This window comes from Undibacterium sp. MH2W (assembly GCF_049340215.1).
Classification (GTDB): domain Bacteria; phylum Pseudomonadota; class Gammaproteobacteria; order Burkholderiales; family Burkholderiaceae_D; genus Undibacterium.
Genome location: NZ_JBMPPA010000005.1, coordinates 152,206 through 171,401 on the forward strand (window position 1 = coordinate 152,206; position 19,196 = coordinate 171,401).

The 19,196-nt window shown below is 49.2% G+C and carries 25 protein-coding genes; all 25 read right to left on the minus strand.

Annotated elements, in window-relative coordinates; genetic code table 11:
* Positions 1-61: 61 nt before the first annotated feature.
* The 25 genes from tatC to ACO0K2_RS13690 all read right to left on the minus strand — a co-directional run bounded on the left by tatC (position 62) and on the right by ACO0K2_RS13690 (position 19,130).
* Positions 62-820, minus strand: a complete 759-nt coding sequence (tatC, locus tag ACO0K2_RS13570) for a twin-arginine translocase subunit TatC (protein WP_423019664.1) — start codon at positions 818-820, stop codon at positions 62-64.
* 43 nt (positions 821-863) lie between these two features.
* Entirely contained in the window at positions 864-1,352 is a 489-nt protein-coding gene (tatB, locus tag ACO0K2_RS13575; protein WP_423019666.1) for a Sec-independent protein translocase protein TatB, read from the minus strand.
* A 46-nt stretch (positions 1,353-1,398) separates the two neighbouring features.
* Positions 1,399-1,614 carry a Sec-independent protein translocase subunit TatA gene (tatA, locus tag ACO0K2_RS13580; protein WP_186913041.1) on the minus strand — a complete coding sequence of 72 codons (216 nt, stop codon included), beginning with the start codon at positions 1,612-1,614 and terminating at the stop codon, positions 1,399-1,401.
* 102 nt (positions 1,615-1,716) lie between these two features.
* Positions 1,717-2,088 carry a histidine triad nucleotide-binding protein gene (locus ACO0K2_RS13585; RefSeq protein WP_423019669.1) on the minus strand — a complete coding sequence of 124 codons (372 nt, stop codon included), beginning with the start codon at positions 2,086-2,088 and terminating at the stop codon, positions 1,717-1,719.
* Positions 2,089-2,186: 98 nt separating this feature from the next.
* A complete protein-coding gene (locus ACO0K2_RS13590; RefSeq protein WP_423019671.1) occupies positions 2,187-2,540 on the minus strand; it encodes a phosphoribosyl-ATP diphosphatase in 354 nt (117 codons plus the stop codon).
* On the minus strand, positions 2,537-2,938 hold the full coding sequence (gene hisI / locus ACO0K2_RS13595; protein ID WP_423019673.1) for a phosphoribosyl-AMP cyclohydrolase: 402 nt from the start codon (positions 2,936-2,938) through the stop codon (positions 2,537-2,539). The genes ACO0K2_RS13590 and hisI overlap by 4 nt, the downstream gene beginning before the upstream one ends.
* Positions 2,935-3,699 carry an imidazole glycerol phosphate synthase subunit HisF gene (gene hisF, locus ACO0K2_RS13600; protein ID WP_423019675.1) on the minus strand — a complete coding sequence of 255 codons (765 nt, stop codon included), beginning with the start codon at positions 3,697-3,699 and terminating at the stop codon, positions 2,935-2,937. Before hisF ends, hisI begins: the two co-directional genes overlap by 4 nt.
* Positions 3,696-4,496, minus strand: coding sequence for a 1-(5-phosphoribosyl)-5-[(5-phosphoribosylamino)methylideneamino]imidazole-4-carboxamide isomerase (hisA, locus tag ACO0K2_RS13605; protein WP_423019677.1), 801 nt, complete (start codon positions 4,494-4,496; stop codon positions 3,696-3,698). Before hisA ends, hisF begins: the two co-directional genes overlap by 4 nt.
* Positions 4,497-4,610: 114 nt before the next feature.
* A complete protein-coding gene (hisH, locus tag ACO0K2_RS13610; protein WP_423020129.1) occupies positions 4,611-5,249 on the minus strand; it encodes an imidazole glycerol phosphate synthase subunit HisH in 639 nt (212 codons plus the stop codon).
* Between the two features lie 72 nt (positions 5,250-5,321).
* Positions 5,322-5,924, minus strand: a complete 603-nt coding sequence (gene hisB / locus ACO0K2_RS13615) for an imidazoleglycerol-phosphate dehydratase HisB (RefSeq protein ID WP_423019679.1) — start codon at positions 5,922-5,924, stop codon at positions 5,322-5,324.
* On the minus strand, positions 5,921-7,006 hold the full coding sequence (gene hisC / locus ACO0K2_RS13620) for a histidinol-phosphate transaminase (RefSeq protein ID WP_423019681.1): 1,086 nt from the start codon (positions 7,004-7,006) through the stop codon (positions 5,921-5,923). Before hisC ends, hisB begins: the two co-directional genes overlap by 4 nt.
* 96 nt (positions 7,007-7,102) lie before the next feature.
* Positions 7,103-7,888, minus strand: coding sequence for a DNA-methyltransferase (locus tag ACO0K2_RS13625; RefSeq protein ID WP_423019683.1), 786 nt, complete (start codon positions 7,886-7,888; stop codon positions 7,103-7,105).
* A 22-nt stretch (positions 7,889-7,910) separates the two neighbouring features.
* Positions 7,911-9,224, minus strand: a complete 1,314-nt coding sequence (gene hisD, locus ACO0K2_RS13630; RefSeq protein WP_423019685.1) for a histidinol dehydrogenase — start codon at positions 9,222-9,224, stop codon at positions 7,911-7,913.
* A 17-nt stretch (positions 9,225-9,241) separates the two neighbouring features.
* Positions 9,242-9,907: an ATP phosphoribosyltransferase gene (gene hisG / locus ACO0K2_RS13635; RefSeq protein ID WP_423019687.1), complete on the minus strand. Its 666-nt coding sequence runs from the start codon at positions 9,905-9,907 to the stop codon at positions 9,242-9,244.
* Positions 9,907-11,157 (minus strand): UDP-N-acetylglucosamine 1-carboxyvinyltransferase, encoded by a 1,251-nt coding sequence (murA, locus tag ACO0K2_RS13640; protein ID WP_423019689.1) that lies wholly within the window; start codon positions 11,155-11,157, stop codon positions 9,907-9,909. Before murA ends, hisG begins: the two co-directional genes overlap by 1 nt.
* Entirely contained in the window at positions 11,157-11,393 is a 237-nt protein-coding gene (locus tag ACO0K2_RS13645) for a BolA/IbaG family iron-sulfur metabolism protein (RefSeq protein WP_186913030.1), read from the minus strand. Before ACO0K2_RS13645 ends, murA begins: the two co-directional genes overlap by 1 nt.
* 94 nt (positions 11,394-11,487) lie before the next feature.
* Positions 11,488-12,243: an ABC transporter permease gene (locus ACO0K2_RS13650; protein ID WP_423020131.1), complete on the minus strand. Its 756-nt coding sequence runs from the start codon at positions 12,241-12,243 to the stop codon at positions 11,488-11,490.
* 11 nt (positions 12,244-12,254) lie between these two features.
* Complete coding sequence (locus ACO0K2_RS13655; RefSeq protein ID WP_423019691.1) at positions 12,255-13,169, minus strand: ABC transporter ATP-binding protein; 915 nt, start codon at positions 13,167-13,169, stop codon at positions 12,255-12,257.
* 167 nt (positions 13,170-13,336) lie between these two features.
* Positions 13,337-13,612 (minus strand): STAS domain-containing protein, encoded by a 276-nt coding sequence (locus tag ACO0K2_RS13660; protein ID WP_423019693.1) that lies wholly within the window; start codon positions 13,610-13,612, stop codon positions 13,337-13,339.
* Positions 13,613-13,635: 23 nt separating this feature from the next.
* Positions 13,636-14,286: an MlaC/ttg2D family ABC transporter substrate-binding protein gene (locus tag ACO0K2_RS13665; RefSeq protein ID WP_423020133.1), complete on the minus strand. Its 651-nt coding sequence runs from the start codon at positions 14,284-14,286 to the stop codon at positions 13,636-13,638.
* Between the two features lie 112 nt (positions 14,287-14,398).
* Positions 14,399-15,172, minus strand: a complete 774-nt coding sequence (locus tag ACO0K2_RS13670) for an MlaA family lipoprotein (RefSeq protein WP_423019695.1) — start codon at positions 15,170-15,172, stop codon at positions 14,399-14,401.
* Complete coding sequence (gene mlaD / locus ACO0K2_RS13675; RefSeq protein WP_423019697.1) at positions 15,169-15,645, minus strand: outer membrane lipid asymmetry maintenance protein MlaD; 477 nt, start codon at positions 15,643-15,645, stop codon at positions 15,169-15,171. Before mlaD ends, ACO0K2_RS13670 begins: the two co-directional genes overlap by 4 nt.
* A 117-nt stretch (positions 15,646-15,762) precedes the next feature.
* Positions 15,763-16,530, minus strand: coding sequence for a lipid asymmetry maintenance ABC transporter permease subunit MlaE (gene mlaE / locus ACO0K2_RS13680; protein ID WP_423019699.1), 768 nt, complete (start codon positions 16,528-16,530; stop codon positions 15,763-15,765).
* Positions 16,527-17,333, minus strand: coding sequence for an ABC transporter ATP-binding protein (locus ACO0K2_RS13685; protein ID WP_423019701.1), 807 nt, complete (start codon positions 17,331-17,333; stop codon positions 16,527-16,529). The genes mlaE and ACO0K2_RS13685 overlap by 4 nt, the downstream gene beginning before the upstream one ends.
* Positions 17,334-17,666: 333 nt before the next feature.
* Entirely contained in the window at positions 17,667-19,130 is a 1,464-nt protein-coding gene (locus tag ACO0K2_RS13690; protein WP_423019703.1) for a glutamate synthase subunit beta, read from the minus strand.
* Positions 19,131-19,196 lie beyond the last annotated feature (66 nt).

The window sequence follows — 19,196 nt, forward strand, 5'->3', positions numbered from 1 at the left end:
GCTACATTGGTGACAAGGGCACCGGGATGTGCATGTGCTGCATCCCGGCATCTTCCATGGGCTAGGGCGTCTCAGGCGCCTGCGTCACCCGCACAAACAAGGGTGCAACAATCAAACCCAGTTCATACAGCAGCCACATCGGCAGCGCCAGCGAGAACTGGCTGACGAGATCCGGTGGCGTCACAATCGCGGCAATCACGAATGCGCCGACGATCACATAGGGTCGAATCGAACGTAACTTCTCGACCGACACCAAGCCCATCCGAACCAGAACAACCACCACGACAGGAACTTCAAAAGTCACACCGAACGCCAAGCACATCGACATAATGAAGTCGAGGTAGTTTTCGATGTCGGGAGCCATGTGAATGGACGTAGGTGAGAAGGCGTTAATGAACTTGAAAACGCGTCGGAACACAATGAAGTAGCAAAAAGCAACGCCCAACATGAACAAGAGAGATGATGAAATCACCAATGGTGCAATCAATCGCTTTTCGTGCGCATACAAGCCAGGCGCGATAAACGCCCACGCTTGGTACAAAATCCAAGGCAACGCCAAAATCACAGCGAGCAACATAGTGACCTTCATTGGCACCATGAAAGGCGAAATCACGCCAGTGGCAATCATTTGCGAGCCAACCGGCAGCGAATCCAGCATAGGCGCAGCCAGAAAATCATAGATAGCCGAAGGACCAGGCCAGATCATGAGGAGAATTGTCGCAAAAGCGAGACCATAACAGGCCTTCACCAGACGATCGCGCAACTCCACCAGATGTGAAATAAACGTTTCTTCAACGCCGGGTTCGATTTTATCGCTCATGCGAAGACCACCCTAAAGAGAGAACGTTGGATCATGGAACACATTAAAAGAAACTGATAGGTGGGCGAGACTTAGCACGATGACGCGCCATGCGGGCAGATCCAGAGACAATATGCTGCCGTTGTCCGTGACGGCTCTTGTACCATGCGGGAAGCGCCGACGTTTTCGCCAATTTTTTGCGACGAAAATCTTTGGCTTTACGAGCAAGTTGCTCTGTACTGACATAGACCGCGGTATCCGCAACAGGGTTTTCCTGGCCGATGGAACGTATTTCTTCCGTCGTTTCGTTCCAGGACTGCGATACCGTTTGCTCTACATGTTGAGCGGCTTGTTGCACATCCTTTTGCATCTTCCGCAGTTCATCGAGCTCAATTTCTTTTGACACTTCAGCTTTCACATCGTTGATATAACGCTGTGCCCTTCCAAGCAGAGTGCCTGCCATACGTGCAACACGCGGCAGTTTTTCGGGGCCAATGACAATCAATGCCACAACACCAATCAAGGCGAGCTTACTGATGCCTAAATCAATCATCGTGTACGCCCGCCAACAAAATCAAATGTCATCAACACGGAGCAAATCACTGTTTAGATTTCTCTTTGGCGTCAACATCGATCGTTTTTTCAGCATTCGCTTGGGCGACAGGTGCTTTTTCTTCTTCACCTTTGATGCCATCTTTAAAGCCTTTGACCGCTTTACCCAGATCGCTACCGATATTGCCCAGTTTTTTTGTACCGAAAACCAGAATTACAATGACCAGAACCACCAGCCAATGCAAACCACTAAATGAACCCATGATCTACTCCTGATGAGAGTCATACTCTCATAAAAATGATGACTTGATGCATGCGCACCGGCAGCAATTTCGCTGCTACCCAGTGACCAACATCACATTAAATTAGCTTAGGCCGCGCCATGGTTTTGGACCACCAATGACGTGCATGTGCAAATGATACACCTCTTGTCCACCGTCTGCGCCCGTGTTGATCAGCGTTTTATAGCCACCAGTATATTTACCATCGCCTTGCGGGACAGGTGCACAGCCATGCTCGGCAGCTAATTTCGGCGCTAACGCCAGCATTTTGCCTAATACGCCTTCATGCTCAGGCTGCGCGGACGACAGCGTATCGAGGTGTACTTTGGGGATGATCAGCAAATGCACCGGCGCGGCAGGATGAATATCTTTAAATGCCAAAAGAGTTTCATCCTCATAGACGACGCTCGATGGAATTTGCTTGGCGACGATTTTACAAAAAATGCAATTATCCACGTTCTATCCGTTTCTTATCAATGAATAAGCGTTCTAAATAAGCTTTCTGTTATAGGAATGTGTACCAAGTCGTCCTCAAGCAACCAGCGCGCAAGGGCTTATTTTTCTGAGCGGGCCGCTTTCTCATCGAGGCCAGATAAGCCTTCGCGTCTGGCCAATTCATCGAGGACTTGCTGTGGCCGCAGATCATACTGGGCAAGCATGACAAGTGAATGAAACCACAAATCGGCACACTCATACAAGACTTTAGAATGATCGCCAGAGACACGTGCGTCTTTGGCTGCCATGACGGTTTCCGTCGCTTCTTCACCGATTTTCTTCAAAATGGCATCGTCGCCCTTAGAAAAAAGCCGGGCAACATACGATTTGTCTGGATCACCGCCATTGGCAAGCTTGCGGCTCTCAATGATGTCTGCAAGGCGCTGCAGCACCTGTTCTTGGGAAATACTCATTTATAAATGCTTTCAGGATCTTTCAAGACGGGATCCACTGTCTGCCAATCGCCATCGTTCAGTGTGCCTTCAAATTTCTGATAGAAGCACGAATGTCGCCCTGTATGGCATGCAATGCTGTCAGCCTGCTCAATTTTCAGCAAGATCACATCTTCATCGCAATCAAGGCGAATTTCTTTGATCTTTTGCACATGGCCCGATTCTTCGCCTTTGTGCCACAACTTTTTACGAGAACGGCTCCAATACACAGCTTCACCGAGTTCTACTGTTCTGGAAAGCGCCTCACGATTCATCCAAGCAAACATCAATACGTCGTTGCTGCTGGCTTCTTGCGCGATCACTGGTACTAAACCTTGATCGTCCCACTTCACTTTGTTTAACCACTTAGCGGCACTCATACCAACCTCATAGGAATATGTTGCGCTGCCATAAATTGCTTTGCTTCGCCAACGGTATGTTGACCATAATGAAAGATACTGGCAGCAAGGACGGCATCTGCTCCGCCTATTTTGATGCCATCAGACAAATCTTGCAAACTACCCACACCACCGGAGGCAATCACCGGGATCGGTACCGCATCTGAAATGGCGCGAGTCAGGCCTAAATCGAATCCGGAGCGCGTGCCGTCTTTGTCCATACTCGTGAGCAAAATCTCACCAGCGCCCAGTTTGGCCATGTGCTGCGCCCATTCAACCGCATCCAGACCCGTCGCATTGCGACCGCCATGCGTGAAGACTTCCCATTTACCAGGTGCAACATTTTTGGCGTCAATGGCCACGACGATACATTGCGACCCGTATTTGTGGGCTGCGTCGGCGACCAATTGCGGATTGGTCACTGCTGACGTGTTGATACCAACTTTATCAGCACCAGCATTGAGCAAGCGACGAACGTCTGCTACGGTTCGGACGCCACCGCCCACCGTCAATGGAATGAAAACTTGGGAAGCCACAGCTTCGATAATGGGCAAAATCAAGTCACGACCATCCGACGAGGCAGTGATATCAAGAAAAGTGATTTCATCAGCACCTTGGGCATCGTAACGGCGAGCGATTTCTACCGGATCACCCGCATCACGCAATTCCTGAAAATTGATTCCCTTAACGACCCGACCCGCTGTGACATCCAGACACGGAATAATGCGTTTAGCTAAAGTCATTCGGCCTCTTCTTCTGTGTAGTACTCACTATCATCGTCTGTGAGTTCGTCAGCGCGTTCTTGGGCTGTCAGTAGGTCCAGTGTGCCTTCATAGATCGAACGACCACAAATAACCCCTTCGATACCCTCACCTTGTACTTCACACAAGGCTTCGACGTCAGCGAGATTATGGACGCCACCCGAAGCGATCACTGGAATACTCACGGCCTGTGCCAGTTTGACGGTAGCATCGATATTAACGCCGCCCATCATGCCATCACGGCCAATATCGGTATAAATAATTGCCTCGACACCGTAATCTTCAAATTTTTTAGCAAGATCGATGACTTCGTGACCAGACAATTTACTCCAGCCATCGGTCGCTACTTTGCCATCTTTGGCATCAATACCCACAATAATTTGGCCTGGGAACGCACTGCAGGCATCCGCTAAAAAGCCAGGGTTTTTCACTGCAGCAGTGCCGATGATGATGTAAGAGAGACCATCATCGAGATAGCGTTCGATCGTGTCTAAATCACGAATACCGCCACCTAACTGCACAGGAATTTCTTCTGTACCGGTTTCTTCAGCGTAGTCGCGAACCGCTTGAATGATTGCTTTTACCGCCGCCTCATTTTTTGGTTTACCAGCGAATGCACCATTGAGATCGACCAGATGCAGGCGACGTGCGCCTTGCTTGAGCCAATGACGTGCGGTTTCAGCAGGATCCTCAGAAAACACGGTGGCTTGGTCCATATCACCTTGTTTGAGGCGTACGCAGTGACCATCTTTCAGGTCGATAGCAGGGATGAGCAACATGATGTAAAAGAAATATAAGCGTCTAAAAGACAGTAAAAAATCAAAATACCAAATTCTGGCTAACCGAAGGAGAGTATGCCGCGTTTTGCACAACGTCGCTGCGCATGTCTCGGATCAGGGATTCCAGTGTACAAAGTTTTTATATAGTTGCAAGCCAGTTTGCGCACTCTTTTCCGGATGGAATTGGGTAGCAAAAATATTGTCACGCGCAACCGCGCAAGCAAACGGCTGGCCGTAATCGGTTAATCCAACGGTGTGTTGTGAATTTTCAGGCTGCGCATAATAACTATGCACAAAATAAAAATACGCATCATCGGGTATATCCTGCCACAAGGCATGAGACCTCGCTTGCTTCACGCGGTTCCATCCCATTTGCGGTACTTTAAAGCGGGAGCCGTCGGCCTGTACTTGGCCATCGAGCGCAAAACGCACCACTTTACCGGGTAGCAAACCCAGACCTGGCGTGTTACCTTCTTCGCTCAGATCGAACAACATTTGCTCACCAACACAGACACCGAACAGTGGCTTGCTACGCGCGGCTTCCAGTACCGCTTCTTGTACACCAGAATCACGCAAGCTGCTCATGCAATCCGGCATCGCACCCTGACCTGGTAATACAAGACGGTCCGCACTTTGGATATCCGCAACCTCACCAGAAATCACCACATTGGCTTCGGGTGCGACTGCACGCAGGGCCTGCGCAACAGATCGCAGGTTTCCCATTCCGTAATCAACAACAACAATTTTATTCATCATAATTTACCCCGCATCGACTGCACCGCTCAGACAGCAAGCCCATGTCGTGACAGAGGTTGGCATCAATAATTAAAGGCTACCCTTAGTAGACGGGATCGTACCAGCGGCGCGGGCATCCAATTCTGCCGCCATGCGCAATGCACGACCGAAGGCTTTGAAGACCGTTTCGCATTGATGGTGCGCATTGTCGCCACGCAAATTATCAATGTGCAAGGTCACCAACGCGTGGTTCACAAAGCCTTGAAAAAATTCACGTGTGAGGTCCACATCAAAACCGCCGATCATGGCGCGAGTAAAAGGGATATGGTATTCCAAGCCTGGACGACCAGAAAAATCAACGACAACGCGTGACAAGGCCTCATCCAGCGGGACATAAGCGTGTCCATAACGACGGATACCTTTTTTGTCACCGATTGCTTTGGCGAATGCCTGACCGAGCGTAATGCCAACGTCTTCGACCGTATGGTGGGCATCGATATGCAAATCACCGACGGCTTCGATATCGAGATCGATCAAGCCATGACGCGCAATTTGGTCAAGCATGTGATCCAAAAACGGCACTCCGGTGTTCAGTTTTTGCTGACCTGTACCATCCAAGTTGATCGCAACACGGATTTGTGTTTCGTTGGTATTGCGGGTAACCGCCGCAATGCGTTGAGTTGAGTTATTCATTTTGATGACATAGAAGCTGCAAACGCAGCAAGAAATTGCGCATTCTCTTCTTGGGTGCTTACAGTGATCCGTAAGCAATTCTCCAATAAAGTATGCATTTTACCCACATTCTTGACTAATATTTTGTGATTCAACAATTTGACAAAGACTTGTTCAGCATTCGCAACACGAATCAGCAAAAAATTCGCTGCTGACGGGAACACCTCGACACCGTCCATTGTACTCAATGCCGCCGCCAATTGCGTGCGCTGGGCACGTAATTCAGCCGCTTGGGCATCGAGCACTTCGACCCGTTGCAAGACAAATTCGGCTGCTGCTTGTGTTAATACATTGATATTATACGGTGGACGGACTTTTTCAAATTCATTCATCAATGCGTTATTGCCCGCCATATAACCGAGACGAATACCTGCCAGTCCCAGCTTCGACACGGTACGCATGACAACCAGATTATCAAATTCATCCAAACGCGACATAAAGCTGCTTGGTGCAAATGGCTGGTACGCTTCATCCACAACCACCACGCCAGTATCGCCCACCGCATTGAGGATCGCGACGATATCGTCCTCGTCGAATAAAGTGCCTGTCGGGTTGTTCGGATAAGCCAAATAGGTAATCGCAGGTTGGTGCTCGGCAATGGCAGCGAGCATCGCATCTTTGTTTAGGGTGAAATCGGGATGAAGATCAACGCCGATAAATTCCAAACCCGCGAATTTAGCCGACATCGCATACATCACAAAACCAGGGACAGGCGCCAACACTTTGGCACCCGGTTTCGCGCAGGCAACCGACATCATCGAAATCAACTCGTCAGAGCCGTTACCGACAATGATATCGTGACCCGCCGGTACACCTAATTGATTGCCAATCATGTGTTTGAGGCTAGCGTACGATGGCACTGGGTAGCGATTCATGGCAACCTGCGCCAGATGCTGGCCGAGCTCTTGCTGCATGGCTTCGGGCAATGCAAATGGGTTTTCCATGGCATCGAGTTTTAAAAACCCAGCGGAATCCGGCACATGATACGCCGACAAACGCGCGATCTCAGGGCGGATGATATTTGTTACGTTGGTACTACGCATTCCTTGTACTCCAGGCAGTATGGCAAATCAAAAGCAGAAAACGCCTCAATGTCGGTGTCAGTCGCCACCAGAATCTTCCTTTTTACTGCCGATCCTCTACGCCGGTAGGGCGGACGATACAGCAGGTTCTTGCAGGTGAAGGCGTTTCTCAATCATGGCGCAATAGTCAGGGTTTAATTCAAACCCCACAAAATCACGCCCACAACGTTTTGCTGCGACGGCGGTGGTACCGCTGCCCATGAAGGGATCAAGTACGACGCCGCCGGGTGGGCAAGAGGCCTTGATCATACGCTCGATAATTTCAAGCGGTTTTTGGGTGGGATGCTCTTGCCGCTCCGCGTGCTCACGATGCAAGCGCGACACGCTCCAGACATCCTTGGGATTAAAGCCAAGCTCCAACCATTTTGCACCTTCGAAAATCTTCCGACTACGCGCTTTTTTTGTCGCCGCATCGTAAGGGATTCGTATTGCATCCAAATCAAAATAATAGTCTTTGGCTTTCACAAAAAAACCAATCGTGTCATGCACTGATGAATATTTGCGGACACTGCCACCCATGGATGGCACACGACGATCCCAAATAATTTCATTCATCATCGTCATTCGTTGCTTCAACAGTACAAACACTTCCGGCGAATAACGCCAGGTCAGAAAAATATACAGACTGCCGTTTGCTTTGAGCTTTGGCAAAGCGGCATCGATCCATTGCGCCATCCACTCTAGGTAAGCAGCTGACTCCATTTTGTCGGAGTCATTACCGTAATCCTTACCTAAACCGTAAGGTGGATCCGCCAACAATAAATCAATGCTGGCATCTGGTAGACGCGCTAATCCCTGAAGCGCGTCTTCACAAAAAATCTGATTTTTCCAATCAGCCGTCATGCGCAAGGACTCAGGCAAATCGTCATTTCAGTCGCAGTTCAGCACTACGCGCGTGGGCTTGTAAGCCTTCACCATAAGCCAGTTCAGCAGCCACTTTACCGAGGGTTTGCGCGCCTTGTTCACTCACAAAAATAAGGGACGAACGCTTCTGGAAATCATACACACCTAACGGTGAAGAAAATCTCGCAGTACGTGACGTTGGCAAAACATGGTTCGGGCCGGCGCAGTAGTCTCCGAGTGCTTCTGATGAATAACGTCCGAGGAACATGGCACCAGCGTGGCGGATTTTATCGGCCCATTGCTGCGGATTTTCAGCAGAAATTTCTAAATGCTCGGCAGCGATACTGTTAGCGATCTCACAGGCTTCGTCCATATCGGCCACTTTGATCAACGCACCGCGATTAGCAAGCGAGGTACGGATTACTTCATGGCGCGGCATGGTCGGCAGCAATTTGACGATGCTTGCCTGTACCGCCTCCAGATACGCTTCATCTGGGCACAAGAGAATAGACTGCGCTAATTCATCGTGCTCAGCTTGCGAAAACAAGTCCATGGCGACCCAATCCGGATTGGTGGTGCCATCGCAAAGCACCAGAATTTCGGATGGTCCAGCGATCATGTCGATGCCGACCGTACCAAACACACGGCGCTTTGCCGCAGCAACGTAAGCGTTACCTGGGCCAACAATCTTATCCACCTGCGGAATCGTCGCGGTACCGTAGGCCAAAGCGCCCACCGCTTGTGCACCGCCAATCGTAAAGACGCGATCAACGCCAGCGATCGCAGCAGCAGCCAAGACCAACGGATTTTTCACACCATCCGGTGTCGGTACGACCATGATGATTTCCTTGACGCCAGCAACCTTGGCTGGAATCGCATTCATCAACACGGAGGACGGATAAGCGGCTTTACCACCTGGCACATAGATACCCACGCGATCAAGCGGCGTGACTTTTTGGCCTAACACCGTGCCATCGGCTTCTGTGTAAGTAAAGCCTTCAGAGCCGCATTCTTTTCTTTGAACTTCATGATAAGCACGCACCCGTTGTGCGGCGGTCTCCAGCGCGAGCCGTCGTTCTGGCGTCAGCGAAGCCAATGCTGCTTGCATTTCATCTTGAGACAATTCAAGACTAGCGACACTGGCGGCCTGCAAACGATCGAAACGATTTGTTGCTTCGAGCACGGCGGTGTCACCTGTGGCTTTCACGCTAGCCAAAATATGCGCTGCAGCGCGGTCAATCGCTTCGTCTTCACTCGCTTCAAATGCCAGTAATGACGACAATTTGGTAGAAAAATCTGCGTCCGCTGAATCCAGCCGGGTAATAAGTGAAGCCATGCTTATCTCTGAAAAATTTACTGGTTTAATTTGGATGCACGATCAAAGGCATCCAGGATCGGTTGTAAGCGTTCACGTTTCAATTTCAGTGCAGCCTGATTCACCACCAAGCGCGACGAAATATCCATGATGTGTTCGACTTCTACCAAGTTATTCGCCTTGAGCGTGTTACCGGTACTGACCAAATCAACGATGGCATCAGACAAACCAACTAAGGGTGCCAATTCCATTGAGCCATACAATTTGATCAAATCAACGTGAACGCCTTTACTCGCAAAATGCTGACGAGCGGTTTCGGTGTACTTCGTTGCCACCCGCAAACGCGCGCCTTGGCGCACTGCCTTGGCGTAATCAAAGCCTGCTGATACCGCCACGGACACGCGACATTTTGCGATGTGCAAATCGATAGGCTGGTACAGCCCTTCGCCGCCATGCTCATGTAAAACGTCTTTCCCTGCCACACCAAAATCCGCAGCGCCGTACTGTACATACGTCGGTACGTCTGAGGCACGGACGATAATGACACGGACGCCAGGATCATTCGTTGCCAAGATCAGCTTGCGCGATTTTTCAGGATCTTCCATGACCCGAATGCCAGCGGTTTCGAGCAGCGGCAAGGTTTCTTCAAAAATACGACCTTTGGATAGCGCCAATGTCAGTTGTGTTGTTTGAGGTGTCGTCATTATTTCACTCGTTGAATGTTGGCACCTACTGCCGATAATTTCACTTCGATACGATCGTAACCGCGATCGAGGTGATAAATGCGGTCAATCAGCGTTTCACCTTCAGCAACCATCCCCGCGATCACCAGCGATGCGGAGGCACGTAAATCGGTTGCCATGACAGGTGCACCGATCAATTTATCGACGCCATTGACGACGGCAGTATGGCCATCAATTTCAATTTTGGCACCGAGGCGATTCAGTTCTTGTACATGCATAAAGCGATTTTCAAAAATCGTTTCAGTGACACGGCTATTACCATCAGCAATACAGTTCATTGCCATAAACTGGGCTTGCATATCGGTGGGGAAACCTGGGTATTCAGTGGTGCGGAAACCAACAGCTTTCGGACGTGCACTCATCTGTGCGCGAATCCAATCAGGACCTGTCGTCAGTACGACACCGGCTTCACGTAACTTATCAAGTGCCACATCCAGAATATCTGTGCGGGTATGGGTGACGGTAATATCGCCACCCGTCGCAGCAACAGCGCACAAAAAGGTGGCTGTTTCGATGCGGTCGGCGATCACTGTGTGCGTGGCACCGTGTAAGCGATCCACACCTTCAATGACTAAACGGTCGGTACCAATGCCTTCAATTTTAGCGCCCATCGCGACGAGCAGATTGGCAAGATCGGTGACCTCTGGTTCACGTGCAGCATTTTCCAGAATCGTCACGCCATCGGCCAAGGTTGCCGCCATCAACAGATTTTCAGTTCCTGTCACGGTGATCATATCGGTGACAACACGTGTCCCTTTGAGGCGGGATGCTTTGGCGTGGATATAACCGGCTTCGATGGTGATCTCTGCGCCCATTGCTTGCAAGCCTTTGATGTGCTGATCAACAGGGCGTGAACCAATGCCGCAGCCGCCTGGCAAGGACACTTTCGCCTCACCGAAACGGGCAACCAAGGGGCCTAGAACCAGAATCGAAGCACGCATGGTTTTGACCATGTCGTAGGGTGCTTCGAGTTTATCGATGGCATTGCCACGCAGCGTGGTGACACCGTTTTCTTGCGTGATACTAACGCCCATTTGGCGCAGTAACTTAAACATGGTACTCACATCTTGCAACGACGGCACGTTGTGCAATACCAGCTCATCTGAGGTCAAGAGAGCCGCACATAAAATCGGTAACGCCGCATTTTTTGCGCCCGAAATACGGATATCGCCGTTCAGACGAGAACCGCCAGTAATCAATAATTTATCCATTATGCTTGGTACTCTTCAGGCGTCAGTGTTTTCATCGATAAAGCGTGGATTTCTTCGCGCATACGGTCACCCAATACAGCGTACACAAGCTGATGGCGCTGAATCGGACGCTTACCCGCAAAGGCTGCAGACACAATCACAGCATTGAAATGCTGACCATCACCTTCGACTTCGAGGTGAGTACATTCCAGACCAGCTGCAATGTAGTTTTTAATTTGTTCAGGAGTAGGAAACACAGCTTATCTTTCTAATACGAATTGAATAACATCGTTCAGTGTACATGGTGGTGGCGGTGTGACTACATAGCCAGACCACCCCAGTCATGCATGCTTAATGACGCAACTTATAACCACGCTTCAACATTTGCAATGCAATTGTCGCCAGCAAAATAAAAAATACCGTCACAATGAGCAGGCTATGCATTGGATCGACATCGGATTTACCGAAGAACCCAAAGCGGAAGCCATCGATCATGTAAAAGAAGGGATTAAAGCGTGACAGCGTCAGCCAGAATGGTGGCAACGAATGAATCGAGTAAAACACGCCCGATAAGAACGTGGCAGGCATGATCAAAAAGTTTTGGAATGCTGCCAGTTGGTCAAATTTCTCTGCCCAGACACCGGCGATGAGTCCCATGGTTCCGAGCATCGCTGCACCTAACAAGGCAAACAGCAGAATCCATAACGGCGACACAAAGCTCAAATTGGCGAACCATACGGTGACGATAAACACGCCTGAACCGACTGCAAGCCCGCGAAGAATCGCCGCCAACACGTAGGCACCAAAAATTTCCCAGTGCGACAACGGAGGCAATAAAACGAAAACGAGATTGCCCGTAATTTTGGATTGAATCAATGAGGACGATGAATTGGCGAACGCATTTTGCAATACGCTCATCATGACCAAACCAGGCACCAAAAACGCGGTATAACGCACACCCGGATAGACTTGCACATGATCTTCAAGCACATGCCCAAAAATCAGCAAATATAACAAGGCCGTCATGATCGGCGCGGTGATCGTTTGCGTTGCCACCTTCCAGAAGCGCAGCACTTCTTTGTATAAAAGGGTATTAAAACCAGTCATGTTTGTCATTTTCAGCCTTCCATAATTTGCAGGAAGACATCTTCCAGATCTGCTTGCAACAATTGCATGTCTTCAATCACACAGCCTGCTTGACGGAATTCCGCCAACATCGGTTCGACTTGCGCATAGTCCGTGACGCGCAGGAAGTGTTGACGCGGGTCTGACGGTGTTTCATGGCTGATAATTTTGCTACGCAATACTTCAGGCAGGGCAATATTGCTACCTTGCTTGAGGGTAATTCGCAGTTGCGATCCAGAAATCCGTTTAATGAGGGCGGCTGTACTATCAAGCGCCACGACTTTGCCTTGTTTTAGCATCGCGATACGATTACACAATGCCTGCGCTTCTTCAAGGTAGTGCGTCGTCAGGACAATAGTATGGCCTTCACGATTGAGACGGGCGATAAATTTCCAGAGTGTCTGACGTAACTCAACGTCCACACCTGCGGTTGGCTCATCGAGCACAATCACGGGGGGACGATGCACCAAGGCCTGCGCAACGAGAACGCGACGCTTCATGCCGCCTGACAAGGCGCGCATATTGGTATCGGCTTTATTGGTGAGATCAAGATTTTCCATAATCTCATCAATCCATTTGTCATTATTTTTAATGCCAAAATAGCCAGACTGCATACGCAGGGTTTCACGCACCGTAAAGAACGGATCAAACACCAGCTCTTGTGGAACAACACCGAGGTTACTACGCGCTTTGCGATAGTCAGTCACCACATCGTGACCTTTAACAGTGATGGTTCCTGCATCGGCGCGGTTTAAACCGGCAAGAATGGAAATCAAAGTCGTCTTGCCAGCACCGTTAGGGCCGAGCAGTCCGAAAAACTCACCTTCTTCGATCGAAAGCGAGACGCCACCCAAAGCCTGTAAAGACTGATAGCGTTTTTGAATATTGCTGATTTGTATGGCTGCCATGTGGCGTGCTCGCACTTACGTGCTCTAAAGAAGTCGGAAAAAAAGAGATCGTTTGGTTCATCCCCACGCGCGTAGGGACGAAACCTTTGATTATAGGGGATTTTCAGAGATTGGACTGAAACTCGACGCGCTGATCGCGGCTAAAACGCCTTCCCGGACGAGAAGCGTCAATGTCGCTCTGCAGGAGAGAGCTGGAATTGGCCTGTCAGACCGTAAAGTTGAATCAAACTGATGAGCGTGGCTGGCACTGCGTGGAAATGCAGTGTTTTATTGTGTTGTGCCGCCTGGCGTTGCCATTCAATCATGCTGGCCACCGCAGTCGAATCCATCTTCACAACATTTGAAAAATCGAAATCACATTGCCCTTGAGCAATAGCAGCATTCCCTGCTGCCACTTGCTCGTGGGCATTATTCTGAGATAGTTCACCCGCTAATGTATACACAGAACGCTTTCGTTAAAAAATAATTATTTTGACGCTGGCTTGATTGGTGCAGCAGCGAGTTTCTTATTTTTGTCGGACAAGGTTTTGATCAAGCCATCAATTCCTGATTTGCTGATGGTTTCAGTGAACGTACCTTTGTAGGTTTCGACCAACCATGCACCCAAGACGTTGATGTCATAAATTTTCCAGCCAGTCGCCGACTTCGCTAAACGGTAATTCAATTGAATCGGGTCGCCACGTGACTGAATCACTTGGGAGCGCACTTCCACTTCGGTGTCATCCGGTGCTGCGCGCAGTGGCTTGAATTCAACGCGCTGATCTTTAATTTGCGTAATGGCGCCAGAGTAAGTGAAGACCAGCAATGTACGGAACTCTTTGATCAGTTGTTGTTGCTGATCTGGTGTCGCGTCGCGCCAGCTTTTTCCAGCAGCCAATGAGGTCATCCGTTGAAAATCGATATACGGCAGAATTTTTGTTTCTACCATGTCGTAAACACGCTTTTGATTACCCGCTTGAATTTCTTTGTCGGTCTTTGCCAGATCGATAATGTCCTGACTAATGCGCTTGACCAACTGATCAGGTGCTTCGTCTGCAGCGACCGCTGATGCGGAAAATAAGCTACCAACGGCCACCAACAAGAAAAGTTGCGCAATACCGTTTTTTAACAATGTCATGAATTTCATTTTTATTCCATTTCTAGCGAGCCAATTACGGGCACTCGCTTGTTTAACTATCTGTATCAGGGACAATCCATCCCGTGCCCAACCATCTTAATCGATTTGCCAATTACTCGTCGTCTGGATGAATTTCATTTGCACGACGCTGTAGGTAAGCATCACGAATAAACACATATTTATCTAACGCAGCATCCTCAATCAACGATCCGGCATCAAGCACGCCTGCACGTAAGTCGACCAAACGTACTACGCTACCTGTATTTCGGACATACACAGGTTTGTAGTAGGACCACGCATCTCCGTAGAAATCGATTGGTTGCGCTAACGCATCGCGAACGGTTGTTGGTCCAAATACCGGCAATACCAGATAAGGTCCAGAACGAACTCCCCAATATCCCAGAGTCTGACCAAAATCTTCTTTGTGCTTGCTCAAACCTGCAGGTGAGCTAATATCAAGCAAACCGCCTAAACCGAAGGTCGTATTGAGACCGACGCGCATAAAACCATTCACACTTTCAGCACCCTTGCCTTGCAGCAAGCTGTTAAACGCGCTCCAAATATCGCCAATATTACCGAAGAAATTGCCGATGCCCGTTTGAACAAAAGACGGCGTCACATCGTGATAGACCTGCGCTACCGGTTTCAGAACGGCCTGATCAACGCTATCGTTGAAGTTAAACATCGCACGGTTAAACCCTTCCAACGGATCCCTTGGGTTTTGTCCGATGTTGGTCTTGACCGCGATTGCATCGATCGTTTTGTCTGCTTTGTCCTTGATTTTTTCCACGGTGACCGTGGTGCAGGCGGTCGTCAGCAAGCTCACTGTGAGGGCTAACATCACCCCTAGGCGAGGGGGCAGCATTTTACTTGTAAGGTATGTCATTTTTTCTCTTCCGAACTGCTGTCGGTCGCTTTACTGAATAAAAACTGACTAATCAGATTTTCCAGAACAATTGCCGACTGCGTCATTTTAATTCTGTCACCAGCGACCAGATTATTCGTGTCGCCACCGGCTTCCAGACCAATGTATTGCTCGCCCAGCAAACCTGCGGTCAGGATCTTTGCTGAACTATCTTTAGGAAAGTGATACCGCGTATCCAAACGTAAAGTCACCGTCGCTTGGAACGTTTTATCATCAAATTTAATATCGGCAACGCGTCCTACCACCACACCTGCGCTTTTGACTGCAGCACGTGGTTTCAAACCGCCGATGTTATCGAATCGTGTTACGACATCATAGGTCTTATCCAGGGACAGCGAGCTCATATTGCCCGCTTGCAGTGCTAAAAATAACAGCGCCGCAGCACCTAACACCACAAAGAGACCTACCCAGAAATCTAAAGATTTTTTTTGCATGCTTTTTCCTAACGTAATCCTCTCACCCTGCTCAACATGGGGAGATGCTGTCATTTGTCGTCGTTACTGTTTCAACGCACCCGGTATCAGCAGGGATGACCTCTCCCCGCTTTTTTCTTACTGAAACATCCACGCGGTTAATAAGAAATCCAGCGCCAGTACCAACAGCGATGAAATCACAACCGTTCGGGTTGTCGCTCGCGCTACACCCTCCGGTGTTGGCTGCGCTTCATAACCCTGAAACAAAGCAACGAAGGTGACGGCGAAACCAAAGACGATACTTTTAATGACACCGTTACCAATGTCTTGCCACACTTCCACACCCGCCTGCATTTGCGACCAGAAAGAGCCTTCGTCGACACCAATCAGCTTCACACCAACGATATAACCACCAATAATACCCATGGCATTAAAAATGGCAGTCAGGATTGGCATGGAGATCAATCCTGCAATAAACCGAGGAGCAAGAACACGCTCAATCGGGTCCACGGCCATCATTTCCATGGCAGCGAGCTGCTCGCCCGCTTTCATGAGCCCGATTTCAGCTGTCAACGATGTACCGGCGCGTCCGGCAAAGAGCAACGCCGTCACGACCGGCCCCAACTCACGGGTCAACGACAAGGCAACCAGCAATCCCAGCGCTTCTTCAGACCCATAACGGTTCAGCGTGTAGTACCCCTGATATCCGAGCACAAACCCAACAAACAAACCAGAAATAGCGATAATCACCAGCGAGTAATTACCAATAAAATGAATCTGATCGGTAATCAGTCGCGGTCTGCGCCATAAACCTGACGCACTGCGCAAAATTAAAAAGAAACTACGGGTCGCGTACCCCAAATCACTGGCGGATTCACGCACCCATTTACCAACGTTTTCAATCATACAACGTGCCCTTTCAAGCCCAGATCATCCAACAACGACTTGCCTGGATAGTGAAAAGGGACGGGTCCATCTGCCTCGGCATGAACGAACTGCTTCACATAAGGATCTTCCGATGCCATCATCTCTTCTGGTGTACCGGTGGCAACAATTTTTCCTTGAGACAAGAAATAAACATAATCAGCAATCGCAAAGGACTCATTCACATCGTGCGAGACCAATATCGTGGTAGACCCTAAGGCATCGTTCAAGTTCCGTATCAAATTAGCAGTAACGCCCATTGAGATAGGATCAAGACCTGCAAAAGGTTCGTCATACATCATCAGTTGCGGATCGAGGGCCACAGCGCGAGCGAGGGCGACGCGTCGAGCCATCCCACCAGAAATCTCCGAGGGCATCAAACTAGCGGCATTTCGCAGGCCAACTGCTTGCAATTTTAACATCACCAGATCACGGATCATTGCTTCTGTTAAATCAGTGTGCTCACGGATCGGGAACGCAACGTTATCAAACACGCTTAAATCGGTAAATAACGCGCCATGTTGAAATAACATGCCCATTTTCCGACGGATTGCGTACAGGCCCTTGTTATCCAAGTCCATTATTTGCTGGCCATCAACACGCACAGTACCTTCTTGTGGGCGAAGTTGACCACCGATGAGACGCAGAATAGTCGTTTTTCCCGAGCCGGAACCGCCCATGACAGCGATGACTTTACCGCGCGGGAAATCCATCGTCAGCCCGGACAAAATTGCCCTGGCACCATAACTAAACTGCAGATTACGAATTTCTACGAGATTTGGCACGTCGAGGATGAGTATGAACGAAAGCTAGATTGTAATGCAGATCTGCAAACAGAGTTGTGACAAGAAGTATATTAAAAATGCAAGCAAATCACATTAATTTTGCTTTTTAGAGGATTTTCAAAACAAATAGAAACAAAAGCTGTATTTTGTCATTACTTATTCATTTTGTTACTTTTTGGCAATGAAAAATTAGTGAATTCTCAGTCATTAATTTTTCATTCTTTTGTGTTTTTCTAAAAAAAAATTGACTGATCTCAACTTTTCAGCAGAAATCAGTCAATTATTTGTGCACTGCGATGAATGGAAAACCTACTCCATGTCATCTCTTCATCATTATCGAGGCAATACCGAGCTACCCATTAAAAATGCGTCTACTTCGCGTGCGCATTGGCGTCCCTCGCGAATGGCCCATACCACCAGCGATTGACCACGGCGCATATCACCCGCCGCAAACACTTTATCGACATTCGTTTTGTAGCAACCAACACCGTCTGTCGTCGCTTTCGCATTGCCACGGGCGTCTTTTTCAACACCGAAAGCATCCAACACTTGCTGCACTGGGGACACAAAACCCATTGCCAACAGCACTAAATCGGCCTTCATCTCGAACTCAGAATCGGGCACTTCTTGCATTTTTCCGTCTTTCCACTCAACGCGGCACGCAATCAATTTGTCGACTTTGCCAGCTTTGCCTTCAAGACGCTTGGTTGCTACGGCCCAATCACGCTCACATCCTTCTTCATGGGACGACGATGTGCGCAATTTCGTTGGCCAATAAGGCCACACCATTGGTTTGTTCTCTTGTTCCGGTGGTTGTGGCAACAATTCAAATTGAGCAACCGACTTCGCGCCATGGCGGTTCGATGTGCCAACACAATCCGAACCCGTATCACCACCACCGATCACCACGACGTGCTTGCCGCTCGCCATGATCTGATCTTTGACTTTATCACCCGCATTCACTTTGTTTTGTACCGGCAAAAACTCCATCGCGAAGTGAACACCTTTCAATTCACGACCAGGAACAGGTAAATCACGCGGTGTTTCAGCACCGCCAGCGATAATCACGGCATCAAAGTCTTTTTGCAGTTGCTCAGGCGAGATGATTTCTTTCGACCAATTGGTGATCGCGCCTGGGAAATCTTTACCTACCAACACACCAGTACGGAATGTCACACCCTCTGCCTGCATCTGCTCTACGCGGCGATCAATATGGGATTTTTCCATTTTAAAATCAGGAATGCCGTAGCGCAGCAATCCACCGACGCGATCGTTTTTCTCGAAAACCGTCACATCGTGACCAACACGCGCCAGTTGTTGGGCTGCCGCGAGACCTGCAGGACCGGAACCGACAATCGCGATTTTCTTGCCCGTTTTTGCGGTAGGCACTTTAGGCGTAACCCATCCGTTTTCCCAGCCTTTATCGATGATGTAGTGCTCAATCGATTTAATACCAACGGCATCCGAATTGATACCCAAAGTACACGCTGATTCACACGGTGCTGGGCAAATACGACCCGTGAATTCTGGGAAGTTATTAGTTGAATGCAACACATCCAATGCTTGCTTCACATCACCGTGGTAGACGAGGTCATTCCAGTCAGGAATGATGTTATTGACTGGGCAGCCGTTATTACAAAACGGGATACCACAGTCCATGCAGCGGGCTGCCTGAACTTTGGATTGTGCATCATCAAGATGGACCAAAAATTCTTTGTAATGCTTTTTACGTGACTGTGGCGCTTCGCTGGCTTCCTGCAAGCGCTGGTATTCCATAAATCCGGTTACTTTTCCCATGATCTGACCTCAATATCGTTGCGGGCTGGCTGCCCTGAATTCTTTGATGCCTCTCACACCAGTGTC

Coding starts and splice junctions, on each gene's coding strand:
- tatC (WP_423019664.1), bottom strand. CDS start 820: ATGAGCGATAAAATCGAACCCGGCGTTGAAGAAACGTTTATTTCACAT.
- tatB (WP_423019666.1), bottom strand. CDS start 1,352: ATGATTGATTTAGGCATCAGTAAGCTCGCCTTGATTGGTGTTGTGGCA.
- tatA (WP_186913041.1), bottom strand. CDS start 1,614: ATGGGTTCATTTAGTGGTTTGCATTGGCTGGTGGTTCTGGTCATTGTA.
- ACO0K2_RS13590 (WP_423019671.1), bottom strand. CDS start 2,540: ATGAGTATTTCCCAAGAACAGGTGCTGCAGCGCCTTGCAGACATCATT.
- hisI (WP_423019673.1), bottom strand. CDS start 2,938: ATGAGTGCCGCTAAGTGGTTAAACAAAGTGAAGTGGGACGATCAAGGT.
- hisF (WP_423019675.1), bottom strand. CDS start 3,699: ATGACTTTAGCTAAACGCATTATTCCGTGTCTGGATGTCACAGCGGGT.
- hisA (WP_423019677.1), bottom strand. CDS start 4,496: ATGTTGCTCATCCCTGCTATCGACCTGAAAGATGGTCACTGCGTACGC.
- hisH (WP_423020129.1), bottom strand. CDS start 5,249: ATGAATAAAATTGTTGTTGTTGATTACGGAATGGGAAACCTGCGATCT.
- hisB (WP_423019679.1), bottom strand. CDS start 5,924: ATGAATAACTCAACTCAACGCATTGCGGCGGTTACCCGCAATACCAAC.
- hisC (WP_423019681.1), bottom strand. CDS start 7,006: ATGCGTAGTACCAACGTAACAAATATCATCCGCCCTGAGATCGCGCGT.
- ACO0K2_RS13625 (WP_423019683.1), bottom strand. CDS start 7,888: ATGACGGCTGATTGGAAAAATCAGATTTTTTGTGAAGACGCGCTTCAG.
- hisD (WP_423019685.1), bottom strand. CDS start 9,224: ATGGCTTCACTTATTACCCGGCTGGATTCAGCGGACGCAGATTTTTCT.
- hisG (WP_423019687.1), bottom strand. CDS start 9,907: ATGACGACACCTCAAACAACACAACTGACATTGGCGCTATCCAAAGGT.
- murA (WP_423019689.1), bottom strand. CDS start 11,157: ATGGATAAATTATTGATTACTGGCGGTTCTCGTCTGAACGGCGATATC.
- ACO0K2_RS13650 (WP_423020131.1), bottom strand. CDS start 12,243: ATGACTGGTTTTAATACCCTTTTATACAAAGAAGTGCTGCGCTTCTGG.
- ACO0K2_RS13655 (WP_423019691.1), bottom strand. CDS start 13,169: ATGGCAGCCATACAAATCAGCAATATTCAAAAACGCTATCAGTCTTTA.
- ACO0K2_RS13665 (WP_423020133.1), bottom strand. CDS start 14,286: ATGACATTGTTAAAAAACGGTATTGCGCAACTTTTCTTGTTGGTGGCC.
- ACO0K2_RS13670 (WP_423019695.1), bottom strand. CDS start 15,172: ATGACATACCTTACAAGTAAAATGCTGCCCCCTCGCCTAGGGGTGATG.
- mlaD (WP_423019697.1), bottom strand. CDS start 15,645: ATGCAAAAAAAATCTTTAGATTTCTGGGTAGGTCTCTTTGTGGTGTTA.
- mlaE (WP_423019699.1), bottom strand. CDS start 16,530: ATGATTGAAAACGTTGGTAAATGGGTGCGTGAATCCGCCAGTGATTTG.
- ACO0K2_RS13690 (WP_423019703.1), bottom strand. CDS start 19,130: ATGGGAAAAGTAACCGGATTTATGGAATACCAGCGCTTGCAGGAAGCC.